This is a genomic window from Nonomuraea sp. B10E15 (assembly GCF_039871615.1).
Classification (GTDB): domain Bacteria; phylum Actinomycetota; class Actinomycetes; order Streptosporangiales; family Streptosporangiaceae; genus Nonomuraea.
The window spans coordinates 398,634-417,998 of sequence record NZ_JBDPMB010000002.1 but is presented as its reverse complement, the minus strand read 5'-3'; the positions used below and the strand labels follow the sequence as shown (position 1 = coordinate 417,998).

At 71.3% G+C, this 19,365-nt stretch carries 20 protein-coding genes; 7 read left to right on the top strand and 13 right to left on the bottom strand.

Annotation, left to right across the window (positions count from 1 at the left end):
* Positions 1 to 78: 78 nt before the first annotated feature.
* The 6 genes from ABGB14_RS11030 to ABGB14_RS11005 all read right to left on the bottom strand — a co-directional run bounded on the left by ABGB14_RS11030 (position 79) and on the right by ABGB14_RS11005 (position 5,309).
* Entirely contained in the window at positions 79 to 1,233 is a 1,155-nt protein-coding gene (locus tag ABGB14_RS11030; protein ID WP_347643492.1) for an FAD-dependent oxidoreductase, read from the bottom strand.
* 70 nt (positions 1,234 to 1,303) lie between these two features.
* Positions 1,304 to 2,176, bottom strand: a complete 873-nt coding sequence (gene sigJ / locus ABGB14_RS11025; RefSeq protein ID WP_347643491.1) for an RNA polymerase sigma factor SigJ — start codon at positions 2,174 to 2,176, stop codon at positions 1,304 to 1,306.
* A gap of 473 nt (positions 2,177 to 2,649) precedes the next feature.
* The gene (locus ABGB14_RS11020) at positions 2,650 to 2,835 is read right to left on the bottom strand and encodes a hypothetical protein (RefSeq protein ID WP_347643490.1); all 186 of its coding nucleotides are present in this window, start codon (positions 2,833 to 2,835) and stop codon (positions 2,650 to 2,652) included.
* A 23-nt stretch (positions 2,836 to 2,858) separates the two neighbouring features.
* Positions 2,859 to 3,020 (bottom strand): hypothetical protein, encoded by a 162-nt coding sequence (locus ABGB14_RS11015; RefSeq protein WP_347643489.1) that lies wholly within the window; start codon positions 3,018 to 3,020, stop codon positions 2,859 to 2,861.
* The gene (locus ABGB14_RS11010) at positions 2,993 to 4,888 is read right to left on the bottom strand and encodes an ABC transporter ATP-binding protein (RefSeq protein WP_347643488.1); all 1,896 of its coding nucleotides are present in this window, start codon (positions 4,886 to 4,888) and stop codon (positions 2,993 to 2,995) included. The genes ABGB14_RS11015 and ABGB14_RS11010 overlap by 28 nt, the downstream gene beginning before the upstream one ends.
* Positions 4,878 to 5,309, bottom strand: a complete 432-nt coding sequence (locus ABGB14_RS11005) for a S26 family signal peptidase (RefSeq protein WP_347643487.1) — start codon at positions 5,307 to 5,309, stop codon at positions 4,878 to 4,880. Before ABGB14_RS11005 ends, ABGB14_RS11010 begins: the two co-directional genes overlap by 11 nt.
* A gap of 357 nt (positions 5,310 to 5,666) precedes the next feature.
* Here ABGB14_RS11005 and ABGB14_RS11000 point away from each other — a divergent pair, with 357 nt between their 5' ends.
* The 4 genes from ABGB14_RS11000 (at position 5,667) to ABGB14_RS10985 (ending at position 9,342) form a co-directional block, all read left to right on the top strand.
* On the top strand, positions 5,667 to 6,917 hold the full coding sequence (locus ABGB14_RS11000; protein ID WP_347643486.1) for a trypsin-like peptidase domain-containing protein: 1,251 nt from the start codon (positions 5,667 to 5,669) through the stop codon (positions 6,915 to 6,917).
* Between the two features lie 112 nt (positions 6,918 to 7,029).
* A complete protein-coding gene (locus ABGB14_RS10995; RefSeq protein ID WP_347643485.1) occupies positions 7,030 to 7,680 on the top strand; it encodes a GntR family transcriptional regulator in 651 nt (216 codons plus the stop codon).
* Positions 7,677 to 8,396, top strand: coding sequence for a haloacid dehalogenase type II (locus ABGB14_RS10990; RefSeq protein WP_347643484.1), 720 nt, complete (start codon positions 7,677 to 7,679; stop codon positions 8,394 to 8,396). Before ABGB14_RS10995 ends, ABGB14_RS10990 begins: the two co-directional genes overlap by 4 nt.
* Before the next feature lie 103 nt (positions 8,397 to 8,499).
* Positions 8,500 to 9,342, top strand: a complete 843-nt coding sequence (locus tag ABGB14_RS10985) for an ion transporter (RefSeq protein ID WP_347643483.1) — start codon at positions 8,500 to 8,502, stop codon at positions 9,340 to 9,342.
* Between the two features lie 9 nt (positions 9,343 to 9,351).
* Here the strand turns inward: ABGB14_RS10985 and ABGB14_RS10980 are convergent, their stop codons facing one another.
* Positions 9,352 to 10,449 carry an alkene reductase gene (locus ABGB14_RS10980; protein ID WP_347643482.1) on the bottom strand — a complete coding sequence of 366 codons (1,098 nt, stop codon included), beginning with the start codon at positions 10,447 to 10,449 and terminating at the stop codon, positions 9,352 to 9,354.
* A gap of 51 nt (positions 10,450 to 10,500) precedes the next feature.
* On the opposite strand from ABGB14_RS10980, the gene ABGB14_RS10975 reads away from it, so the two are divergent.
* Positions 10,501 to 10,863 (top strand): MerR family transcriptional regulator, encoded by a 363-nt coding sequence (locus ABGB14_RS10975; RefSeq protein WP_347643481.1) that lies wholly within the window; start codon positions 10,501 to 10,503, stop codon positions 10,861 to 10,863.
* A gap of 38 nt (positions 10,864 to 10,901) precedes the next feature.
* Here the strand turns inward: ABGB14_RS10975 and ABGB14_RS10970 are convergent, their stop codons facing one another.
* The 3 genes from ABGB14_RS10970 to ABGB14_RS10960 form a co-directional block, all read right to left on the bottom strand.
* Positions 10,902 to 11,651, bottom strand: coding sequence for an HD domain-containing protein (locus ABGB14_RS10970; protein ID WP_347643480.1), 750 nt, complete (start codon positions 11,649 to 11,651; stop codon positions 10,902 to 10,904).
* Complete coding sequence (locus ABGB14_RS10965) at positions 11,648 to 12,616, bottom strand: GlxA family transcriptional regulator (RefSeq protein ID WP_347643479.1); 969 nt, start codon at positions 12,614 to 12,616, stop codon at positions 11,648 to 11,650. Before ABGB14_RS10965 ends, ABGB14_RS10970 begins: the two co-directional genes overlap by 4 nt.
* A gap of 174 nt (positions 12,617 to 12,790) precedes the next feature.
* Entirely contained in the window at positions 12,791 to 13,720 is a 930-nt protein-coding gene (locus ABGB14_RS10960) for a helix-turn-helix domain-containing protein (RefSeq protein ID WP_347643478.1), read from the bottom strand.
* Positions 13,721 to 13,813: 93 nt separating this feature from the next.
* On the opposite strand from ABGB14_RS10960, the gene ABGB14_RS10955 reads away from it, so the two are divergent.
* Both ABGB14_RS10955 and ABGB14_RS10950 read left to right on the top strand, forming a co-directional pair.
* Complete coding sequence (locus tag ABGB14_RS10955; RefSeq protein ID WP_347643477.1) at positions 13,814 to 14,125, top strand: hypothetical protein; 312 nt, start codon at positions 13,814 to 13,816, stop codon at positions 14,123 to 14,125.
* A 198-nt stretch (positions 14,126 to 14,323) separates the two neighbouring features.
* Positions 14,324 to 15,199, top strand: coding sequence for a DUF4394 domain-containing protein (locus ABGB14_RS10950; protein ID WP_347643476.1), 876 nt, complete (start codon positions 14,324 to 14,326; stop codon positions 15,197 to 15,199).
* Between the two features lie 135 nt (positions 15,200 to 15,334).
* Here the strand turns inward: ABGB14_RS10950 and ABGB14_RS10945 are convergent, their stop codons facing one another.
* From ABGB14_RS10945 to ABGB14_RS10935, 3 genes are all read right to left on the bottom strand, one after another.
* Complete coding sequence (locus ABGB14_RS10945) at positions 15,335 to 15,805, bottom strand: TspO/MBR family protein (RefSeq protein ID WP_347643475.1); 471 nt, start codon at positions 15,803 to 15,805, stop codon at positions 15,335 to 15,337.
* A gap of 49 nt (positions 15,806 to 15,854) precedes the next feature.
* Positions 15,855 to 18,056, bottom strand: coding sequence for a cellulose binding domain-containing protein (locus ABGB14_RS10940; RefSeq protein ID WP_347643474.1), 2,202 nt, complete (start codon positions 18,054 to 18,056; stop codon positions 15,855 to 15,857).
* 175 nt (positions 18,057 to 18,231) lie between these two features.
* Entirely contained in the window at positions 18,232 to 19,269 is a 1,038-nt protein-coding gene (locus ABGB14_RS10935) for a LacI family DNA-binding transcriptional regulator (protein ID WP_347643473.1), read from the bottom strand.
* Positions 19,270 to 19,365: the final 96 nt, after the last annotated feature.

Sequence of the window (19,365 nt, the reverse complement as noted above, 5' to 3'; positions counted from 1 at the left end):
CTCGCCGCAGTCAGAACCGGTCGGGCAGGATCGTGGGCTGCCCCTGCCCGATCTGCCCAGCCGAGGTTCCGCGCCGGGCTACACGGCGGCGGCCGTCCGCTCCTCGTCCCGGGGGAAGAAGGGCAGCTCGATGAGGACACGGCCGGCGGCGGCGAGGATCTGCGCGGCATCGTCGACCGGCGGATGGATCCACTGGTTGATCAGCAGCTTGACCTCCTTGGCCGCGGCGCCCGAGGCCATCACCTTGCGGTCCCAGCCCCTGGTGAATACCCCGCCGGCGGCGCCCAGGTCCAGGCAGGTGACGTAGGGCCCGGCGGTGAAGTCGCGCAGCGGCAGTCCGAGCAGGTCGGCGGCGGCGTTGTACCCGGCGATCTTGCCCATGGGGGTGGCGTGCTGGCAGGCCTGCATGACCACGTGCTCGGCGTCGAACGCCGCCGCGGCCGTGTCGCCGGCGGCGAACACCTCGGGAAGGGCGCGCAGGCGCCGGTCCACCGGCACCCGGCCGAGGTGGTCGAGCCGGTCGGAGATCTGCCGGGTGAGCTCGCTCGCCCGCATGCCCACCGACCAGACCACCGCGTCCGCCTCGACCTTGGCGCCGTCGGAGAGGACGGCGTAGCCGTCGCCGACCTCGGTCACCGTCGTGCCGAGCCGGCGTTCGACGCCCAGCTGGTCCAGCGCCGCCTCGATTTCCTCGCGCGGGCCCGGGCCGAGCTGGTCCGCGACCACCTCTGACCGGTCCACCAGCAGGACCCGGCCTCCGGCGGCCAGTGCGGTCGCCGCTTCCAGGCCGGTGAAGCCGGCGCCCACGACCACGGCCGAGTAGTCCTCCCGTCCGCGCAGGTGGCCGGTGAGCCGCCGGGCCCCCTCGAGGGTGTCGATGTCGAAGAGCCGTTCGACGCCGGGCAGGCCCTGGGGCCGTACGAGCTTGCTGCCCGCCGCCAGCACCAGGCGGTCATAGCCGATCTCCTCGCCGTCGGCCACCACCACCCGGCGGCCGGTGTCGATCGTGCTCACCGAGGCGCGCAGGTGCCGGACGCCGATCGGGTCGAGGATGCCGCGCAGCTCCACCTTGGCCAGGTCCGGCTCCGGCTCGTACAGGCGGGGCCGCAACACCAGGTGCTCGCCCGGCGCGATGAGCGTGATGCGCAGATCCGCGTCTCCACGTGCCAGCGCCGCTCCCGCCGCGCTCCACACGCCCGCGAAACCGCCTCCGATGATCACCACGTGTGCCATCGTCCATGTCCTCTCTCAGCCTTCGCTCCCCGGAGATGTCCGGGGGCGGCAGGGAGACAAGACGGCGGGCTCAGATGTGACCGATGCGGGGAAGTTTCTCCGGATTGGCTAGTCTCCTGAAGACCGTGATCCGGCCGTCGGCGACCTCCAGGGTGTCGAGCCAGACCAGCTCGCCGCCCTGGTAGGTCGCCAGGGCCGGATAGCCGTTCACCTCGATGATCTCGAACGCGTCGGGACGCCTGATCCGGATCTGCCTGACCGCCAGCAGGGCGATCGTCTCGGCACCCCGCACCGGCCTGCGCGCGGCGGTCGCCTTGCCGCCACCGTCACCGACGTAGACGGCCTCTGGAGCCAGCAGCGCGACGAGCGCGGCCATGTCCCCCGCGTCGGCGGCCGCCTTGAACGCCCTGAGCACGCGTTCGGTCTCGGCCCTGGACGCCCGGGGCCGCTCCTTGACGACGGCGACCCGTGCCCGCGCGCGGGAGGCGAGCTTGCGGCTGGCCGCGGAGGTGTTGCCGAGCACCTCGGCGATCCGGTCGAACGGGAAGTCGAAGACGTCGTGCAGCACCAGGGCGACGCGCTCGGCGGGGGTCAGCCGCTCCATGACCACCAGCATCGCGGTGCTCACCGACTCGTCCATGACGATCTGGGCGGCGGCGTCGGGACCGGTCAGCAGCGGTTCGGGCAGCCAGGGCCCGACGTAGGACTCGCGCCGGACGCGGGCCGAGCGCAGCACGTTGTAGGACGTACGGGCTGCCAGCGTCACCAGCCAGGCCCGCAGGTCCCGCACCTCGGACAGGGCGGCGGCGGAGGCGCGCAGCCAGACCTCCTGCGTCACGTCCTCCGCCTCGGCGACGGTGCCCAGGATCCGGTAGGCCGCCCCGAAGACGGCGGGCCGGTGCGCGTTCCAGTCGGCCTCCGCCAGCGTGCCGGTGGGCTCCATCCTCGACCTCCTGCCGCCTGCCCCGGTGTCCGACCGCCGATGATAGGCAACCCGATCCGGGCCCTTCGCCGCGGGCGGGGTCGGTGGCGGAGCGAGCGTTTTGGGGCGTCAAAGCCTGGCCCTGGAGTCCGTTTTGCGCAGATTGTCGCATTCGCGCCCTGGGTAGCTCCCCATGTCGAGGTTGCACCCGCAGCCGCGCCGATCGCTCCACCACGTTAGGAGCAGCCACATGAGAACGCCGAGCCGCCTGACCGCAGCCAGGATTTTGCCCTTGCCCCGCCTCAGCGTGCCGACACCGTACCCGGACAACGACGACTCCTCAAGCCATCGGCGTCGCCGTCGCCACCGGCGCTGATCGGCGCGCAGGACCGTGCGGCCGAAGAGTCCTGCCTCGGGCCCTTCAGCCGCACGCCTCATCCCCCGGAAGGCGGAGCCTCCCTGACCGGAGCCTGCCGGAGGATCCCTTCACCCGCCTACGCGCACTGCTTCCTGTGGTAGACCGAGCAGTCGCTCCTCCAGCACTTGAAGACGGAGCAGCAGATGCTGCCCGTACAGGTCGTGTGGTCGAGGATGCAACGTGCCGTGCAGGCGGCCTGCGCGTCGCCGGTCGGTACGACCGCGGCGACGATCCGGTCCGCCAGATCGGTGATGAGCTTCATACGTCCCACCTTCTCTCCGGTGACTATTCGCACAGGGTGACCAAGCGGTAGCTGCAGTCGGTGTTGTAGCACCTCATCTTGTAACACCCCGTGTTCGGGTCGTAGCTGACCTGCACGCACACCGGACTGCACGCCGCGGCGGCCTTGACCGTCGGGATCAACCGGTCGATGAGCCTGTCCAGCATTCTGTTCTCACCTCCTTCGCTGCCTCGCAGTCACTGGGCGCGGTTTCATCGAGAGCCATCTCGTGATAACCGCGGGCTTGCAGGCGGAAGAAGCGGGCGTACGTGCCGTCCACCGCCATGAGGTCGTCGTGGTCTCCCCGCTCGGCGACGACCCCGTCCTCCAGGACGACGATCAGGTCGGCGTCCCGCACGGTGTTCAGCCGGTGGGAGATGAGCAGGCTCGTCTGGCCCGCGCGGTGCCGGCGCATCCGGGCGTGCACGTCCGCCTCGGCCTCCGGATCGAGACCCGAGCTCGGCTCGTCGAGGATCATCAGGTCCCGTCCGTCGCGGAGGAAGGCTCTGGCCAGGGCGGTTCGCTGCCACTGCCCGCCCGAGAGCACGACCCCGGTCGAGGAGTCCTCGCGGTCCTCCTCGCTGGTGAACATCCGGGTGAGCAGCGTGTCGTAGCCGCGGGGAAGGGACGCGAGCAGCTCGTCCACCCCTGCCCTCCGCGCGGCGGCGCGGATCCGGTCCAGGTCGTCACGGGCGCCGACGTCTCCCACGCCGATGTTGTCGCGGGCGGAGAAGTCGTAGGTCATGTGGTCCTGGAAGACGCCGCTGATCCGATCCCGCAGCGCGTCCGGCCGGACGTCGCGCAGGTCGACCCCGTCCCAGAGGATCGTTCCCCGGCTCGGGTCGTAGAAGCGGCAGAGCAGCTTGACGAGCGTGCTCTTGCCGGCGCCGTTGAGCCCGACCAGCGCGACGGCCGCGCCGTACGGGATGAACAGGTCAACGCCGCGCAGGATCCAGGGATGGTCGTCGCTGTAGCGGAACCACACGTCGCGCAGCTCGATCCCGCGCCGCAGCGGCGGCAGCGGCGCGGGTTCGGCCGGCACGACGAGGTCCGGCTCGGCCCTGACCACCGCCACGTAGTGGCCGAAGAGCCGCAGGTTGTGATCGGCGATCGCGATGCCGGTGACCAGGGTGTTGAGCCCGCCCTGGACGGCGACGACGGCGGCGGTGAACATCGACACGTCCCCGACGGTGAGCGCGCCCGACCGGGCCGCGGCGATGGCCCAGACGAGCCCGCCCCCGGCCACCACGGCGGACAGCAGGGCGAGCACGCCCTCCGCCGACAGCTCCTTGCGGTCCATCCGCCGCCTGCCCTCATGAGCCGTCGACAACTCCGCCATGAGGCGGCCGCGCAGGAATCCGCCGGTGTTGAAGAGCCTGATCTCCTTGGCCGCCTCGATCGTGCTGAGCAGGTTGCTGTAGAAGAGCTGCCGTCGCTCCGCCGGGCCGATCTCCCACATCATCGTCGTACGCTGGCGTGACAGCTTCAGCTGCGCGACGAGCGCCGGCACGGCGGCGCACAACACGATCAGCGTCATGGCCGGGCTGATCACGAGCACGGCCCCGACGAAGCCGATCACTGTGACGGCTGAGCGCACCAGGCCGAACGACTCGGTGACGATGCTGTCGGCCCTCGACGCCCCCTCCTGGGCCAGGCGCAGCCGGTCGAGGAAGCGCGGATCCTCGAAGGGCCGCAGCCCGGGGAACCGCGCCGTGGCCGCGAAGAGCCGGTCCGTCGTGGCGGCCACCATGGCCCGGCCGACCTGGTTGCCGAGATACCCCGACCAGTGCGGCAGGACCGCGGCGGCGACGCCGATGCCGGCCAGCCCCGCGGCCAGGCCCAGCAGCTCGGCCAGGGAGGCCGCCCCGGTGAGGCCGTCGATGACCAGCTTGGTCAGCCAGGCCGCCGCGACCGGCGCCGCAGCCGTGCCCAGCAGCGTGACCGCGTACCCGATCGCGGGAACGGCGGCGGCGCTCCACGCGGTTGCCGCCGCCTCGCGCGCGGAGGCGGTCAGGCGCACCCCCTCAACGGCCATGCCGCGCCACCAGCTTCCTGATGGTGACGGCATGGAGATCGTCGGCGTGGAAGAAGCCGTGCTCCCGTGAGTCGAAGCTGGCCTCGGTGTTGTCACCGATCAGGACGAACCTGCCGGCGGGGACGACGTCGTCGTCGACGGCCTCGCGCACGTGCTCCGGGACCGGGTCGCCGGGCAGGGCGGCGATACGCTTGATCAGATATTTGCTGCCGATCGGGTGAGGGCTCAGGACGACGGCGATCTGCCCGGTGCGCAGCGCCGCGAGACGCGTGCGCCGGGACAGGAGCCGGTCCCCGTCGGTCAGCGACGGGGCCATGCTGTTGCCGTGGACGCGGATCACCATGTACGTCGCGCGCAGCCGTACGGCCAGCAGGGCCAGACCCGCGAGCCCGCAAGCCGCCGCGAGGAACGCCCGCCTCACGGCGTCCCGACCCCGGCCAGCACGGCGACCAAGTACTGCAACACGCCCTCCCCCGGCCTGTCCGTGAGCAACGTGCGGATCCCCGTGACACAGCGGACGCGGTCCCGGTCAGGACCTGTCACGCGACGCGCAGGAGATCCACGAACCGGATGTTTCACGATCCCGCTAGCCCGGCCCTCGCGCGCCACTAGCCCGGCGCCGCCTGCCGCGGGCCAAATGCCGGAACGGCTCCTTCCGCCGCCGAGCTAACAGGGATGAAACACGCGCGGGTGTTCCATGAACCTCACCAGACCGGCGCACGCGTGCTTGGAGCGAACGTGCCTGGCTGCCTCCGCTCGACTGACCCGAGGAGACGTCATGGACACCAACCCGCCTCGCGAGCATGGCTCCTACGACCGGAACCAGGTCGGCGACACGCAGCCCACCCGTGAGGGCTTCCACCCGCCGGGCCCGATGTTCATCCCGCCCGGGTTCCCGCCCCCGCCTCCTCCCGCTCCCCTTCCCGCCCCGCAGCGGCGGGCGGGGATCGTCCTCACCGGCAAGGTGGCCACCGGACTGGCGCTGGCGGCGTTGATCACCCTCGCGGGGGCGGCGCTCGGAGGCGGCGCCGTGGGAGCGCACCTGGTCGCGGCCGGCCGGCCGGCCGCGACCGCCACCGTCGCCGGCCCCAACCCGGTGTTCCGTACGGCTTCCGCCCCGTACACGGTCGCGCAGGTCGCCGAACTCGTGCAGCCGTCCGTGGTGATGATCCAGGGCCAGACCGCCGGAGGCTCCGGGGTGGTGCTGTCGGCGGACGGGCTGATCCTCACCAACAACCACGTCGTGGCCGGGCAGGATCGCCTGGCGGTGAAGTTCAGCGACGGCAGGACAGCCCAGGCCGGCGTGGTGGGCACCGACCCGGCCACCGACCTCGCCGTCATCCGCGCCGAAGGCGTGACCGGGCTGGCCAGAGCCACGCTGGGCGACAGCGACCAGCTCAAGGTCGGTGACGACGTCCTGGCCATCGGGAGCCCGCTCGGCCTCGACGGCACGGTGACGGCGGGCATCGTCAGCGCGCTGGACCGTACCGTGACCGCCGGGAACGGTCCGGACGGACGGCAGCCGCCTCCGGGCATGGGCGGGCAGGAGCAGGAGAGCGGGACGACCACGCTCGGCGGCATGATCCAGACCGACGCGGCGATCAACCCCGGCAACTCCGGCGGCGCCCTGGTCAACGCCGCCGGCGAGCTGGTCGGCATCAACAGCGCCGTCGCTCCCGAAGGGGTCAACCTGGGCTTCGCCATCCCGGTGAACACCGCCAAACAGGTATCCGAGCAGCTCATCAGCAAGGGCAAGGTGAGCCACGCGTACCTGGGGGTGAGCGTCACCGACGCGACGGGCCAGGTGGCCGGCGCGCTGATCCGGCAGGTGGTCCCGGGCAGCCCGGCCGACAAGGCGGGACTGAAGCAGGGCGACCTCCTCACCAAGATCGGCGACACGCCGGTCACGGGCGGCGACACGGTCGTCGGGCAGGTCCGTGGCTTCACGGTCGGCCAGCGGGTGCAGATCACCTACCAGCGGGACGGCGAGCCGAACACCGTGACCGTCGTCATGGCGGAGAAGCGGTAGCCCGAGGCCGGCGCGCGGCCGTGGCCGGCAGCTCCATGCCGCCTTCCCGGCCGGTCCGCGGGTGCGGGCCTCGATTTGGCTGACTCACTGGATATCTGTTATACAGTTAGCCATGTCGATTCATCCGGTCACCGTGGCGGACGCGGTCGCCGACCAGCTGCGCCGCCGGTTGTTGTCCGGCCACTACCGAGGCGGAGACCAACTGCGCGACACCGAGCTGTCGCAGGAGTTCGGCGTGGCCCGGCCCACAGTGCGCGCAGCCGTGCAGACGCTGGTGGCGGAAGGGCTGCTCGATCGCGGGCGCGGACGCAGCGCGCAGGTCCGGACGTTCACCGCCGAGGACGCCATCGACCTGGGCCGGCTGCGCCGCCCGATCGAGACGATCGCCGTCGAGATGATCATTTCGCGGGCCCGGCCCCTCGCCGGCATCGCCGCGGCGGCGCGGGCGTTCTCCGCGCTGGGCGACGACGTCTCGTGCGACGTGGTCGCCGGCCATGACGTGGCCTTCCACCGGGCCGTGTTCGTCGCCGCGGGCTCGGCCCGCCTGCTGCGCACCTTCGACGAGCTCAGCGCCGAGCTGCGCCTGCTCATCGCCCAGCTTCGCCCGGCCTACGACAGCGTCTCCGACCTGGCGCGCGAGCACGAGCTGCTGCTCGACGCGTTGCGCTCCGGCGACGTCCAGCAGGCCAGGGCCGCCTGGAACGCCCACTGCGACGACTCGGAACGTTTCTACCTCGACCTCATCCAGGAGCACTCACGGTGAACTTCAACGACTTCGACGCCCTCAGCTTCGACTGCTACGGGACCCTCATCGACTGGGAGGCCGGCATCGCCACCGTGCTGCGCGCGTGGGCCGGCACGCACGGTCTGCGGATGAGCGACGAGCACCTGCTGACGGCCTATTCCGCGCACGAGGCGCAGGCCGAGGCCGACCACCCGGGCGACCTCTACCCGCGGATCCTCGCGCGGGCGATGCGTGGCCTGGGCGCGCAGCTCGGCGTGCCGGTCAGCGACGGCGAGGCCGAGTCGCTGGCGGTCTCCGTGCCCGACTGGCCGGCGTTCCCCGACTCGGCGGAGGCGCTGGAGCGTCTCTCGCGGCGCTACCGGCTCATCATCCTGTCCAACGTCGACCGCGCCTCCTTCGCCGGCTCCAACAAGCGCCTCGGCACCACCTTCACCAGCATCCTCACCGCCGAGGACGTCGGCTCCTACAAACCCGATCCCCGCAACTTCGAGGCGCTGGCGCGCGAGGCCGAGCGGCTCGGAGTGGCCGAGGGCAGGCTGCTGCACGTGGCGCAGAGCCTGTTCCATGACCACGTGCCGGCCAAGGCCGCGGGCCTGCCCACCGTGTGGATCAACCGCCGTCACGACAACGCGGGCTGGGGCGCGACACCGGAGCCGTCGGCCGGCGTCACCCCTGACTGGACCTTCACCTCCATGCGCGCGTTCGCGGACGCGGTCGACGCCGGCAACGCCTGACGCCCGCCCGAGCACGGTCCCGGACGAGCATGCCGGTCGTCGCCCAGCACGTTCCGCCTCATACGATGATCGACGCCCCGGCGCCGACATTGGAGGCTGAACGTTGCTGGATCGAGAACGCGTACGCGCTCTCCTCGCCCACCCGCGCTTCGAGCGGGCGATCATGGCGGTCATCGTGCTCAACGCGATCACGATCGGCTGTGAGACCTCCTCCTTCGTGATGGGGTGGATCGGCGAGCCTCTTCACGTCGTGGACCGCGTGGTGGTGGGCGTGTTCGTCCTGGAGCTCGCCGCCCGCCTCTACGCCCACCGGGGCGCGTTCTTCAAGGATCCGTGGAACTGGTTCGACACCGCCATCGTGGGGATAGCGCTGGTGCCCGCCTCCGGGCCGGCCTCCGTGCTCCGCACCTTGCGGATCATGCGGGCGCTGCGCCTGGTCACCGCGGTGCCCAGCATGCGCAGGGTCATCTCGGCGTTGATGGCGGCCATTCCCGGCATGGCCTCCATCCTCGGCCTGCTGATCATCATCATGTACGTGGCGGCGGTGATGGCCACCCAGTGGTTCGGGCGGACGGCACCGGCGTACTTCGCCGAGATTCCGACCTCCCTGTTCACCCTGTTCCAGGTGATGACCGGGGAGGGCTGGCCGGACATCGCCGACCAGATCATGGATGCCCATCCGTGGGCATGGATCTTCTTCGTGACCTACATCCTGGTGTCCTCCTTCGTGGTGCTGAACCTGTTCATCGCGGTCGTCGTCAACGCCATGGACGACGAGAGCACCTCCGCGGAGGAGCAGCGCACCGACGACCGGCTCAGGGCGATCACGGAGGAGCTGGCGCGCCTGCACGCCAAGCTGGACGCCCTTTCCCCGCGGGCCGAGAGCAGGACCGGCGGGCAGGAGGACGACCCCGAAGCGTCACCCAGCCTGTCGAACGCGAGCTGACCGGCTGCGTCACCGGCAGAGCGTGAGGGCGTCCAGGCTGGGATAGTCGGTGTACCCGGCGGCTCCGTGCGTGTACAGGTGGGCGGTGTCGATCGGCTGGAGAGGGGCGTTACGGGCGAAGCGGGCCGGCAGGTCGGGGTTGGCGATGAACGCCCTGCCGTAGGAGACCAGGTCGGCCAGTCCGGAGGCGAGCGTGGCCTCGCCGGCCTCCTTGCTGGTGGCGGGGCGGTTCTCCCCGACGTTGGCGATGAGGGTGCCCCGCCAGCGGGGCCGCAGGTCGGCCAGAGCCGGATAGCGGTCGCCGTCGGTGAGGTGCAGGTAGGCCAGGCCGAGGCCGTCGATGCGCCCGACGAGGTCGCGATAGACGGGGCCGGGGTCGCTCTCCACCATGCCGAACTGCGGGTTGCCCGGCGACAGGCGCAGCCCTGTGCGGTCGGCGCCGATCGCGCCTGCCACGGCGGTGACGACCTCGACGGGGAAGCGGACGCGGCCCCCAGCCGTGCCGGGGCCGTACTCGTCGTCGCGGAGATTGGTGTTGTCGGCCAGGAACTGGTGGATCAGGTAGCTGTTGGCGCCGTGCAACTCGACCCCGTCGAAGCCCGCCGCCATCGCGTTGCGGGCGGCGGCGACGTGGTCCAGGACGGCCTGCCGGATGTCCGCCCCGGTCATCACACGGGGCGTGACGGGATCGGCCTTGCCGCCGTCCCGTACGTGGACCGGACCGGGCGTGGGCACGGCCGACGGGCCCGAGGGCACGTCGGCGGCCAGGCGCGACAAGGGGTGACCCTGCCGGCCACCGTGCATGAGCTGGGCGAAGACGCGGCCCCCGGCCGCGTGCACGGCCTCCGTGACGGCGCGCCAGCCGCGGACGTGTTCTGGCGTCTCCAGGCCCGGCATGCGCCATCCCGACTGGCCGCGGGCACTGGGCCAGATGCCTTCCGTGACGATGAGGCCGGCACCCGCTCGTTGCGCGTAGTGGTCGGCGACGATCGGCAGCGGGGTGCCGTCCTCATGAGCGCGGAAGCGCGTCATCGGGGCCATCACCATACGGTTGGGGAGCGTCAGGCGGCCGAGCCGGCAGGGCGTGAGCAGCAAGGAATCAGTCATGCCGGTACGGTAAGAGTTGACATTGATGTCAGGTTCAACCCGAGGTACGGCATGCGGATCGGTGAGCTGGCCCAGCAGACCGGCGTGAGCGAGCGGTCGCTGCGCTATTACGAGCAGCAAGGGCTGCTCCAGGCGGAGCGCACCCCTGGCGGCCACCGCGACTACGCCGACGGGGCCGTGGAGCGGGTCATCCGCATCCAGGAGTTGTTCGCCGCCGGGCTGTGCAGCACCAAGATCGCCCAGCTGCTCCCGTGCCTGGGCGACGGCAAGGGCGGCGCGGCCGTAACGGCCACACCGTGGCTGGCCGACCAGCTCACGAAGGAACGTGAGCGCATCGACCGCATGATCGGCGACCTCGTCCGTTCCCGGGATGTCCTCGACGACGTCATCAGGGAAGCCCAGGATCGCGGGTGATGATCCACCCAGCGCCCCGCCGGCGGAACGACGCGCCCTCAGCCTTTCCAGCCGCTCGCGTCCAGGAAGTCCTGCCAGGTCATGTAGGGCGCCTCGGGATGCCGCTGGTGCAGGATCTCTCCCGGCAGGGTCATGGGCGGCGCCTTGCGCGGATCGGCGAGGCCCTGCTCGACGATGGCGTCGGTCAGGGCACGAGCACCGCCGTGGCGAGGGTAGACGGCGTGCACACGATCGGCGTACCCCGCGGGCAGTTCGCCGGGGCCGCCGGTCAGGTCCAGGCCGATGCCGGTGTGCGCGACCACGATCTCCGGCGGGCGGCGGCGGGCGAACACCGGCGAATCATGGAAACCGAATGAGGTGTGCAACGCGATGCCGTCCCAGACGGTGTCGACGCGGCGGTCGGTGATGCCCTGCCTCTCCAGGAACCGGGCGGCGAAGTCGGCGCCGTCGACCTCGAAGCGCTGGCCGGTGTCTGCGCGATCGGTCAGGCCCATGTCGTGCAGCACGCAGATGAGAAACATGACCTCGGCGTCGTAGTCGCGGCCCGGCCGGCGTCCGGCCCGCGCGGCGGCCGCCCGGGCGAACAGGTAGCTGCGCAAGCTGTGGTTGCGCAGGTACGGCTGCTGAGCGTCCGTCACCAGTTGCCTGGCCGCCTTGGCGACACGGGTGGAGGGGAAGGACAGGTCGGCGTGCCCGCTCGCGGCGGCGGGAGGTGCGCCGGTCGCCAGGGCCGCCGCACCGGCCAGGCCGGCTCCCAGCACGGTCCGGCGGTTGGGGGACGAGCTCATGAGGTCTCCTTCGGGGTCATCAGCGAATGGGAGGTGTGAAAGCGATGGCGATAGGCGCTGGGTGTGATGCCCAGGGCCTTCAGGAACGCCCGGCGCATCGTCTCGTCGGACCCCAGACCGCACCTGCGGGCGATCGCGGACACACCATCGGCGGTGGTCTCCAGCAGGATCTGGGCGGCCTCCACTCGTATCCGCTCGACGTACTGGCCAGGGGTGAGCCCGATCTCGCGGCGGAACAGCCGGGTCAGGTGGCGTTCGCTCACCATGACCCGGGCCGCCATCGCGGTCAGGGTGTGCTCTGCCGCGGGCTCGGCGGCGATCGTGTCCAGCAGGCGGCGCAGCGCCGGGTGACGCGTCGCGGGGACGGCCCCGCGCATGCTGAACTGCGACTGACCACCAGGCCGCTGCAGGAACACGACCATGTACTTCGCCACCGCACGTGCGAGTTCCGGCCCGTGGTCCTCTTCCACGAGGGCCAGCGCCAGGTCGATGCCGGCGGTGATGCCCGCCGAGGTCACGACAGATCCGTCACGCACGAAAATGGCGTCCGGCTCCACGGTGACCCGCGGGAAGCGGAGCCCCAGCTCGGCGCAGGCCGCCCAGTGCGTGGTGGCCCGCCGCCCGTCGAGCAGGCCGGCCTCCGCCAGCAGGAACGCGCCCGTGCACACCGACGCCACCCGGCGCGCGTGACCGCCGACGTCATGCAACAGGTCCAGGAACTCCTCGCCGGGACGGTCGCCGTCCGGCGGCGCGTATCCCGGCACCAGCAGGGTATCGATCGGCCGGTCGAGCTCGGACAGAGCCAGGTCCGCCCCCAGAGGCACGCCGACGTCCGTGCGCACCGGCCGCCCGTCGACGGAGGCGTGCCTGACGCGGTAACCGGCGGAGTTGTGCAGGACCTGAACCGGCCCCGCCACGTCCAGCAGAACCACACCCTCGTAGAGGGCGACCACCACGTCTTTCACGACGTCAAGCCTGCGGCCTCGCGGAGATGTCCGCAAGGACCACCAACCCACAGATCCAGACATACAGCGCTCGACTCGGCTTCGGAGGGAGCGCATCTCCGCGGACCGCCGGCGAGCGAGCGAGCTCAGGCGGCTGCCGCGCAGGGAGCGAACCGGCGCGGGCGGCGGAAGCTGTCAGCGCGGTCGGCGGCCGCGGTACGTACGGCGGTACGCCGTGGGCGTGGTGGACGCGTCGCGTGACAGGTGTTGCCGGAGGTTGGCGGCCGTGCCGAGGCCGGAGCGCCGGGCCACCTCGTCGACCGGCAGGTCGGTGCCCTCCAGCAGCCTGCGCGCTTCGAGAAGGCGCTGGGCGGCCAGCCAGCGCAGCGGGGTGGTGCCGGTCTCCGCGGCGAAGTGGCGGGCGAACGTCCGCGGCGCCGATCCCGCCTGGCGGGCGAGGTCGGCGACGGTGACGGGTTCGGACAGGTGGTCCAGCGCCCAGGCGCACACCGCGGCCATGCCCTCGCCGCTGGACGGCAGCGGCCGTTGCAGGAACTGGGCCTGACCGCCCTCCCGGTGTGGTGCGACGACCAGCCGCCGCGCGACCCGGATCGCGGCCTCCGGGCCGTGGTCGGTGCGCACCAGATGCAGGCACAGGTCGATGCCTGCGGCGAATCCGGCGCTGGTCAGCACGTTCCCGTTGTCGGCGTACAGGGTGTCGGGGTCGACGTCGACAGCCGGGTAGCGGGCGGCGAGGTCGGCGGTGTCCATCCAGTGAGTGGTCGCCCGCCGGCCGTCCAGCAATCCCGCCGCGGCCAGCGCGAAGGCACCCGTGCAGACCGAGACGATCCGGGCACCGCGTGCGGAGGCGGCGCGCAACGCGTCGAGCACCGGCAAGGAGGGCTCCACCAGGGGTGCGTAACCCGGCACCACGATCGTGCCGGCCGTGTCGAGAGCGTCGAGCCCCAGCGGTGCGTGAAGGTCGAAGCCCGTGGTCGACGGGACCGGCCCCGCCGATTCGGCGCAGACGGCGAACGAGTACTCCTCGCCGCCGAACACCTCCGCGGGGATGGCGAGGTCGAAGGCGACCACCTTCGGCAGGGCCAGACCCACAACACGATGCATGGCAGGATTCTTACGCTAATAGGCTTTTCTGTCACTCGTCACCGGTCCGTCGCCCGGCGAGGATGACGATGCACGTCAAAGCAGGGAGAAGCCATGTTGTTCCTCGACGCGTCCTCGTTCACCGCCGAACGTCCATGGGGCGCCCTCGACATCACCGAGATCGACAACGCCACCGTCCGGCTGCACTGGACCGACGAGCCCTACGTCTGGCACGTGAACGACGGGCCGGAGGTCTTCGCCGTCATGGACGGCGTCGTCGACATGCACTACCGCCGCGACGGCCGGGAACATGTCGAGCGGCTCACCCCCGGCCGCATCTGCTACGCCGAGCCGGGTGACGAACACGTCGCGCATCCCGTACCCATGGCCCGCATTCTCGTCATCGAGCGCAAGGGCAGCATCTAGCCGGTCCCCACCTCGGGTGTGACGCGGCGGTTGCGCTTGATGACAAAGGCGGCCCCGCTCCTGGCAGGCACTTTGACATTTGTCACGAGGACATGTCCGCCGTCTCCGGACAAGCTGTTGCTGCTTGCAGCACGCCGGTGAACGCAGGCGGCAAGGGCCGCGTGAAAGGGCCGGCACAACTCGATGGAGGAGCACCCAATGCGAGGACGGATCACGAAAAAGGTTGCCTTACTGATCGGGTTCGCGACAGCGGCGACCCTCGCTGTCGGGCCGGCGGGAACCAGCCAGGCGGCGAGCTCCCCCTCGGCCGCGGCCCTCTCGCTGCGGGCGTACGGGATCACCGACGACGGCCGGCTGATGGCCACGTTCACCACCGACAAGCCGGAAGAGCTCAACTGGGTCAGGCGCATCACCGGGCTGGTCACCGACACCTTCGTGATCGGGATCGACTTCCGCGTGCAGGACGGCAAGTTCTACGCCGTCGGCAACCACGGCGGCATCTACACGATCTCGCTCCCGACGGGCAACCAGGACGTGGTCGTCACGAAGGTCTCCCAGCTCCAGATGGGGCTCAAAGGCACCGCGTTCGGCGTCGACTTCAACCCCGCCGCCGACCGGCTGCGCGTGATCAGTGACAACGGCCAGAACCTGCGGCACAACCTCAACGACGGCACGACGGTGTCGGACACCTCGCTGAGCAACGGCCCCGGCTCGCCGGCCTCCGGGGTCACCGCCGCCGCCTACACCAACAACGACCTCAACGGCGACACCGCGACCACGCTGTTCGACGTCAACACCACCACCGCGCAGGTCGTCGTCCAGTCACCGGCCAACAACGGGCTGCTCGCCCCGACCGGCGCGCTCGGCATGCCGGTCGCCACGAACGCGGGCATCGACGTCTACAGCGACCTGAGCAACGGCAAGACCGTCTCGAACTCGGCCTTCGCCACCCTCGTCGTGAACGGTGACGCGACGCTCAACACGGTCGACCTGCTCACCGGCGCCGCCACCCCGATCAGCGACCCGTTCCCCCTGACCATCACCGACATCGCCGTCGCTCTCGACACCCACTGAACCGCCTCGTCCGCCCGCTGATGTGAGCCCGCGCCGCCTTCCGCGCGGGCTCACCTCCACGTGCTGTCCAGCCGCCCGGCCGGCCCGCGAGCAGGACCGGCGTCCGCCCTCCCCGATGCGAGGGCCGGGCCTGGGTCATTCATCGCGGTTCCGGCGGGCGATGTCGGTGTTGAGTGCGGTGGCGAACACCGTCCAGCCCGCGTAGGGCAGCAGGAACAGGCCCGCGCGGCGATCGGCTGACCATCCCCGCCGGACGAGCACCGCGTTGGACGCGTTGAGGACGAGGATCTCGGCGAGCGCCAGGCGCGGGTTGCGGGCCCGGAAGAACAGGGCCGGCCATGCGGCGTTGAGCACCAGGTTGCCGGCCAGGGCACTCCGGAACGCCCGGCTTTCGTCCTGGTCACCGCGAGAGATGGCCCGCGCGCCCGCATAGGCGATGAGAGCGTACAAAGGGGTCCAGACCAGGCCGAAAGCCTGGGGCGGCGGCTGCCACGACGGCTTCTTCAACCGCTGGTACCAGCCGGAGCGCGCGTCGGTGGCGAGCGCTCCGGCGACGGCGGTGGCGGTCACCGCGAGAGCCGTTTTCAGGAGGAGTTTTCCTGTCATCGCCGTCTCCTGCCCAGGTGCGACGCCACCGCACGTGAAGCCTGCGCGGTCAGCGCACGTAGACGTCGGGCTGGGGCGGGGTGCCCATGGCGTCGCCGATGAAGAAGCTCGGGTGCGGCGGCTGGTTGTAGGCGGTGTTCTGCCAGGCGAGGGCCACGCGGTACTGCGGGTCGTGCAGCAGGGTGTGGATCTTGGTGGTGGTCGCGTGGGGTGTGGCGTAGATGCGCAGGGCGCGGTCGTCGGTGGTGGGCCAGATGACCTCCTCGCGCCAGTCGCCGAGGATGTCGCCCGACAGTGACGGGGTGGCCTTGGTGCCGTTGTTGCTGTGGACGCCGGAGGCGGTCAGCAGGCGGGTCTCGCCGCCGGTGCCGTACTTGTCGATCCTGGTCTGGTCCAGCAGCTCGCGCACAGGGTCGGCGTCCCACCAGGACAGGAAGTTGGCCGAGGACGGCTGGCGGCCGACGACCGTGCCGGAGGTGTCGCGCAGCCCGTTCTGCCCCGCCCCCGCGGCCCAGGACTCGGCGCCGGGGCTGCCGGCGTAGATGTCGCCGGCCACGCCGCGCCCGGGCCCCTCGCCGTCGGAGCCCGAACCGGTGCCGGTCTGCCACAACACCTGTCCGGTACGGGCGTCGACCATGTACAGGCCCGGCCGGTCGGCCGGCTCGGAGATCTTCACGTACTCCAGGCCCGCGCGGCGGGGGTCGAGGTCGCCCAGGTGGGCGGCGTCACCGTGGCCCCATCCGACGTTCCACAGGCGGCCGCCGTCGTCGTCGATGGCGGCGGCGCCGTAGACGATCTCGTCGCGGCCGTCGGCGTCCACGTCGCCGACGGTGAGGCTGTGGTTGCCCTGGCCGGCGTACGAGCCGTTGCCCGAGGCGTTGCTGTCGAACGTCCACCGCTTGACGAGCCGGCCGTCGCGGAAGTCCCAGGCGGCGATCACGGCGCGGGTGTAGTAGCCGCGGGCCATGATGAGGCTCGGCCGCTGCCCGTCCAGGTACGCGGTGCCGGCCAGGAAGCGGTCCACCCGGTTGCCGTAGGAGTCGCCCCAGGAGGAGACGTTGCCGCGGGGCGGGTCGTAGTTCACCGTGGACAGCGCGGCGCCGGTCCGGCCGTCGAACATGGTGAGGAACTCGGGCCCGGACAGGATGTAGCCGGAGGAGTTGCGGTAGTCGGCGCTCGCGTCGCCGATGACGGTGCCGCGGCCGTCGACGGTGCCGTCGGCGGTCTTCATGGCGACCTCGGCCCTGCCGTCGCCGTCGTAGTCGTAGACCTGGAACTGCGTGTAGTGGGCGCCTGCCCGGATGTTGCGGCCCAGGTTGACGCGCCACAGGCGGGTGCCGTCCAGCTTGATCCCGTCGATGTAGACCACGTCGGTGGTGCCGGACTGGGAGTTGTCCTTCGAGTTGTCGGCCTCCCACTTCAGCACCAGGTCGAGGCGGCCGTCGCCGTCCAGGTCGCCGACGGAGGCGTCGTTGGCGTGGTGGCCCGAGCTGGGCGGGGAGAGGGGCACGTCGAGATAGCCGTTCGCGAAACGGAGCGAGGGTTCGGAGGCCGGGCCCTCGCCGCCGCCGGTGACCGGTCGGACCGTGTAGGAGGCGTCCTGCGCCGCCCCGGAGTCCAGGTAGTTGGTGGAGTCGGTGACGGTCGCGACGCGCGTGCCGCCTCGATAGACGGTGAAGGACGTGTCGCGCGGCTCGGTGCCCAGCAACCGCCAGGAGACCAGGTTGCCGTTGCCGGAGCGGACGCTGATCAGGCCGCGGTCGAGGTCTTCCGCCTGCTTGGCGTCCGCCGGGCCAGTGGGGGTGACCGTGGGGGTCGGCTCTCCGGAGTCGCCGGTGCAGGTGACGCCGTTGAGCGTGAAGGAGGCGGGCGCCGGGTTGCCGGAGCCGTTCCATGAGGCGTTGAAGCCGAACGTCGTGCTTCCGCCCTGCGGGATCGCGGCGTTGTAGCCCGCGTCCTCGGCCCTGACGGCGGAGCCGTTCTGCGTGGCGGTGGCGTTCCACGCCTGCGTGATCCGCTGTCCGGCGGTGAACGACCAGTCGAGGTGCCAGCCGTTGACGGCTTCGCCGACGTTCCTGATGGTCACGTTGCCGGTGAACCCGCCGGACCACTGGGCGGCGACGGCGTAGTCGACCTCGCAGGCCACCGCGGCGGAGGCCGGCGACTGCAGGCCGACGGCGGCCGCGGCGACCAGGCACACGGTGCTGCCGAGCGTTGTGACGAGCAGCGCTGGACGGGATAAACGTTTCATTGAACGTCCAATCGGTGTACGGATCCCGATGAGGTGCCGAGCGCCCACACGGTAAGAAGGCACTGACCAGGGTGTCAACGAGACACCGCCGCCCAGCCGGCGGGTGGTTGTTACCTTTCAGGTCAGTGGCGGAAAGCGCCTTCCACGCCGCTGAAACTTTCGTGACCCGAACGGATCAGCGGCAGGGCGGAGCGGTGGACTCGCGAACGACCAGCCGCGGCCGGTAGACCAGCTTCTGATGGCGGTGCCCCGGCCGGGTCTCGTCCAGCAGCAGTTCGGCCGCGACCCGGCCCAGCTCGCGCTTCGGCTGCCACACGGTGGTCAGCGACGGGGCCAGCTGCGCGGCGAACGCCACGTCGTCGTACCCCACGACCGACATCTCCCCCGGCACCGCGATCCCCCGCTCCTTCAGGCCGCCGATCACTCCGAGCGCCGCGGTGTCGTTGAGGCAGATGATCGCGGTCGGCGGATCGGCCGCGGCCAGGACGTCCTCCAGCGCCGCCGCGGCGGTCACCGTGATGTCGGGCGACGGCACGCGGACGTCCAGCACGCCCCGGTCCGGGTCCAGGCCGGCCTTCAGGAACGCCTTACGCACCCCGGCGTGGCGCTCGGCCGTCTGCTGCACCTCGATCGACGCGCTGAGCAGGGCGATCCGCCGATGCCCCAGCGTGATCAGGTGTGCCGCGACCTGCTCACCGCCCCACTGGTTGTCCATCGACACCGAGCACAGCCGGCCGTCGGACCTGTGGTCGAGCAGCACCACCGGGACACCGCGCCCGGCCAGGGAGACCAGCGGATCCAGGTCGGCCTCGACCGGGGTGATGAGCACGCCGCGCACGCGCTGCTTCTCCAGCTCCTGCAGGTAGTGCCGCTCCCGCCCCGGCTGCAGGTCGGTGCTGCAGGTCATGAGCATGCAACCGTCCTGGAGCAGCCGGTCCTCCACCCCGCGGCACACCTCGGTGAAGAACGGGCCGGCGATGTCCAGCGTCACCGCGCCGACCAGCGGGCTGGGCATCCCTCGTAACCGCCTGGCGGCGTTGTCGGGCAGGTAGCCCATGCGTTCCATCGCCGCGTGCACGCGCCGGCGGGTCTCCTCGGCGACGAGCTCGGGACTGTTGAGGACGTTGCTCACCGTCGTCGGCGAGACCCCGGCCTCCCGGGCGACCTGGCGCATGCCGGGGCGGCGCGGCTCGGTCGAGGCGTCCCCACTCACCGCAGCACCATATCCGGCGCCTTCGACGGAGACCTCGTTCGCGTTCCCGATCGGTCAGCGGAACACCACGCGTGATCGTCTCTGCGGCGTAACGCA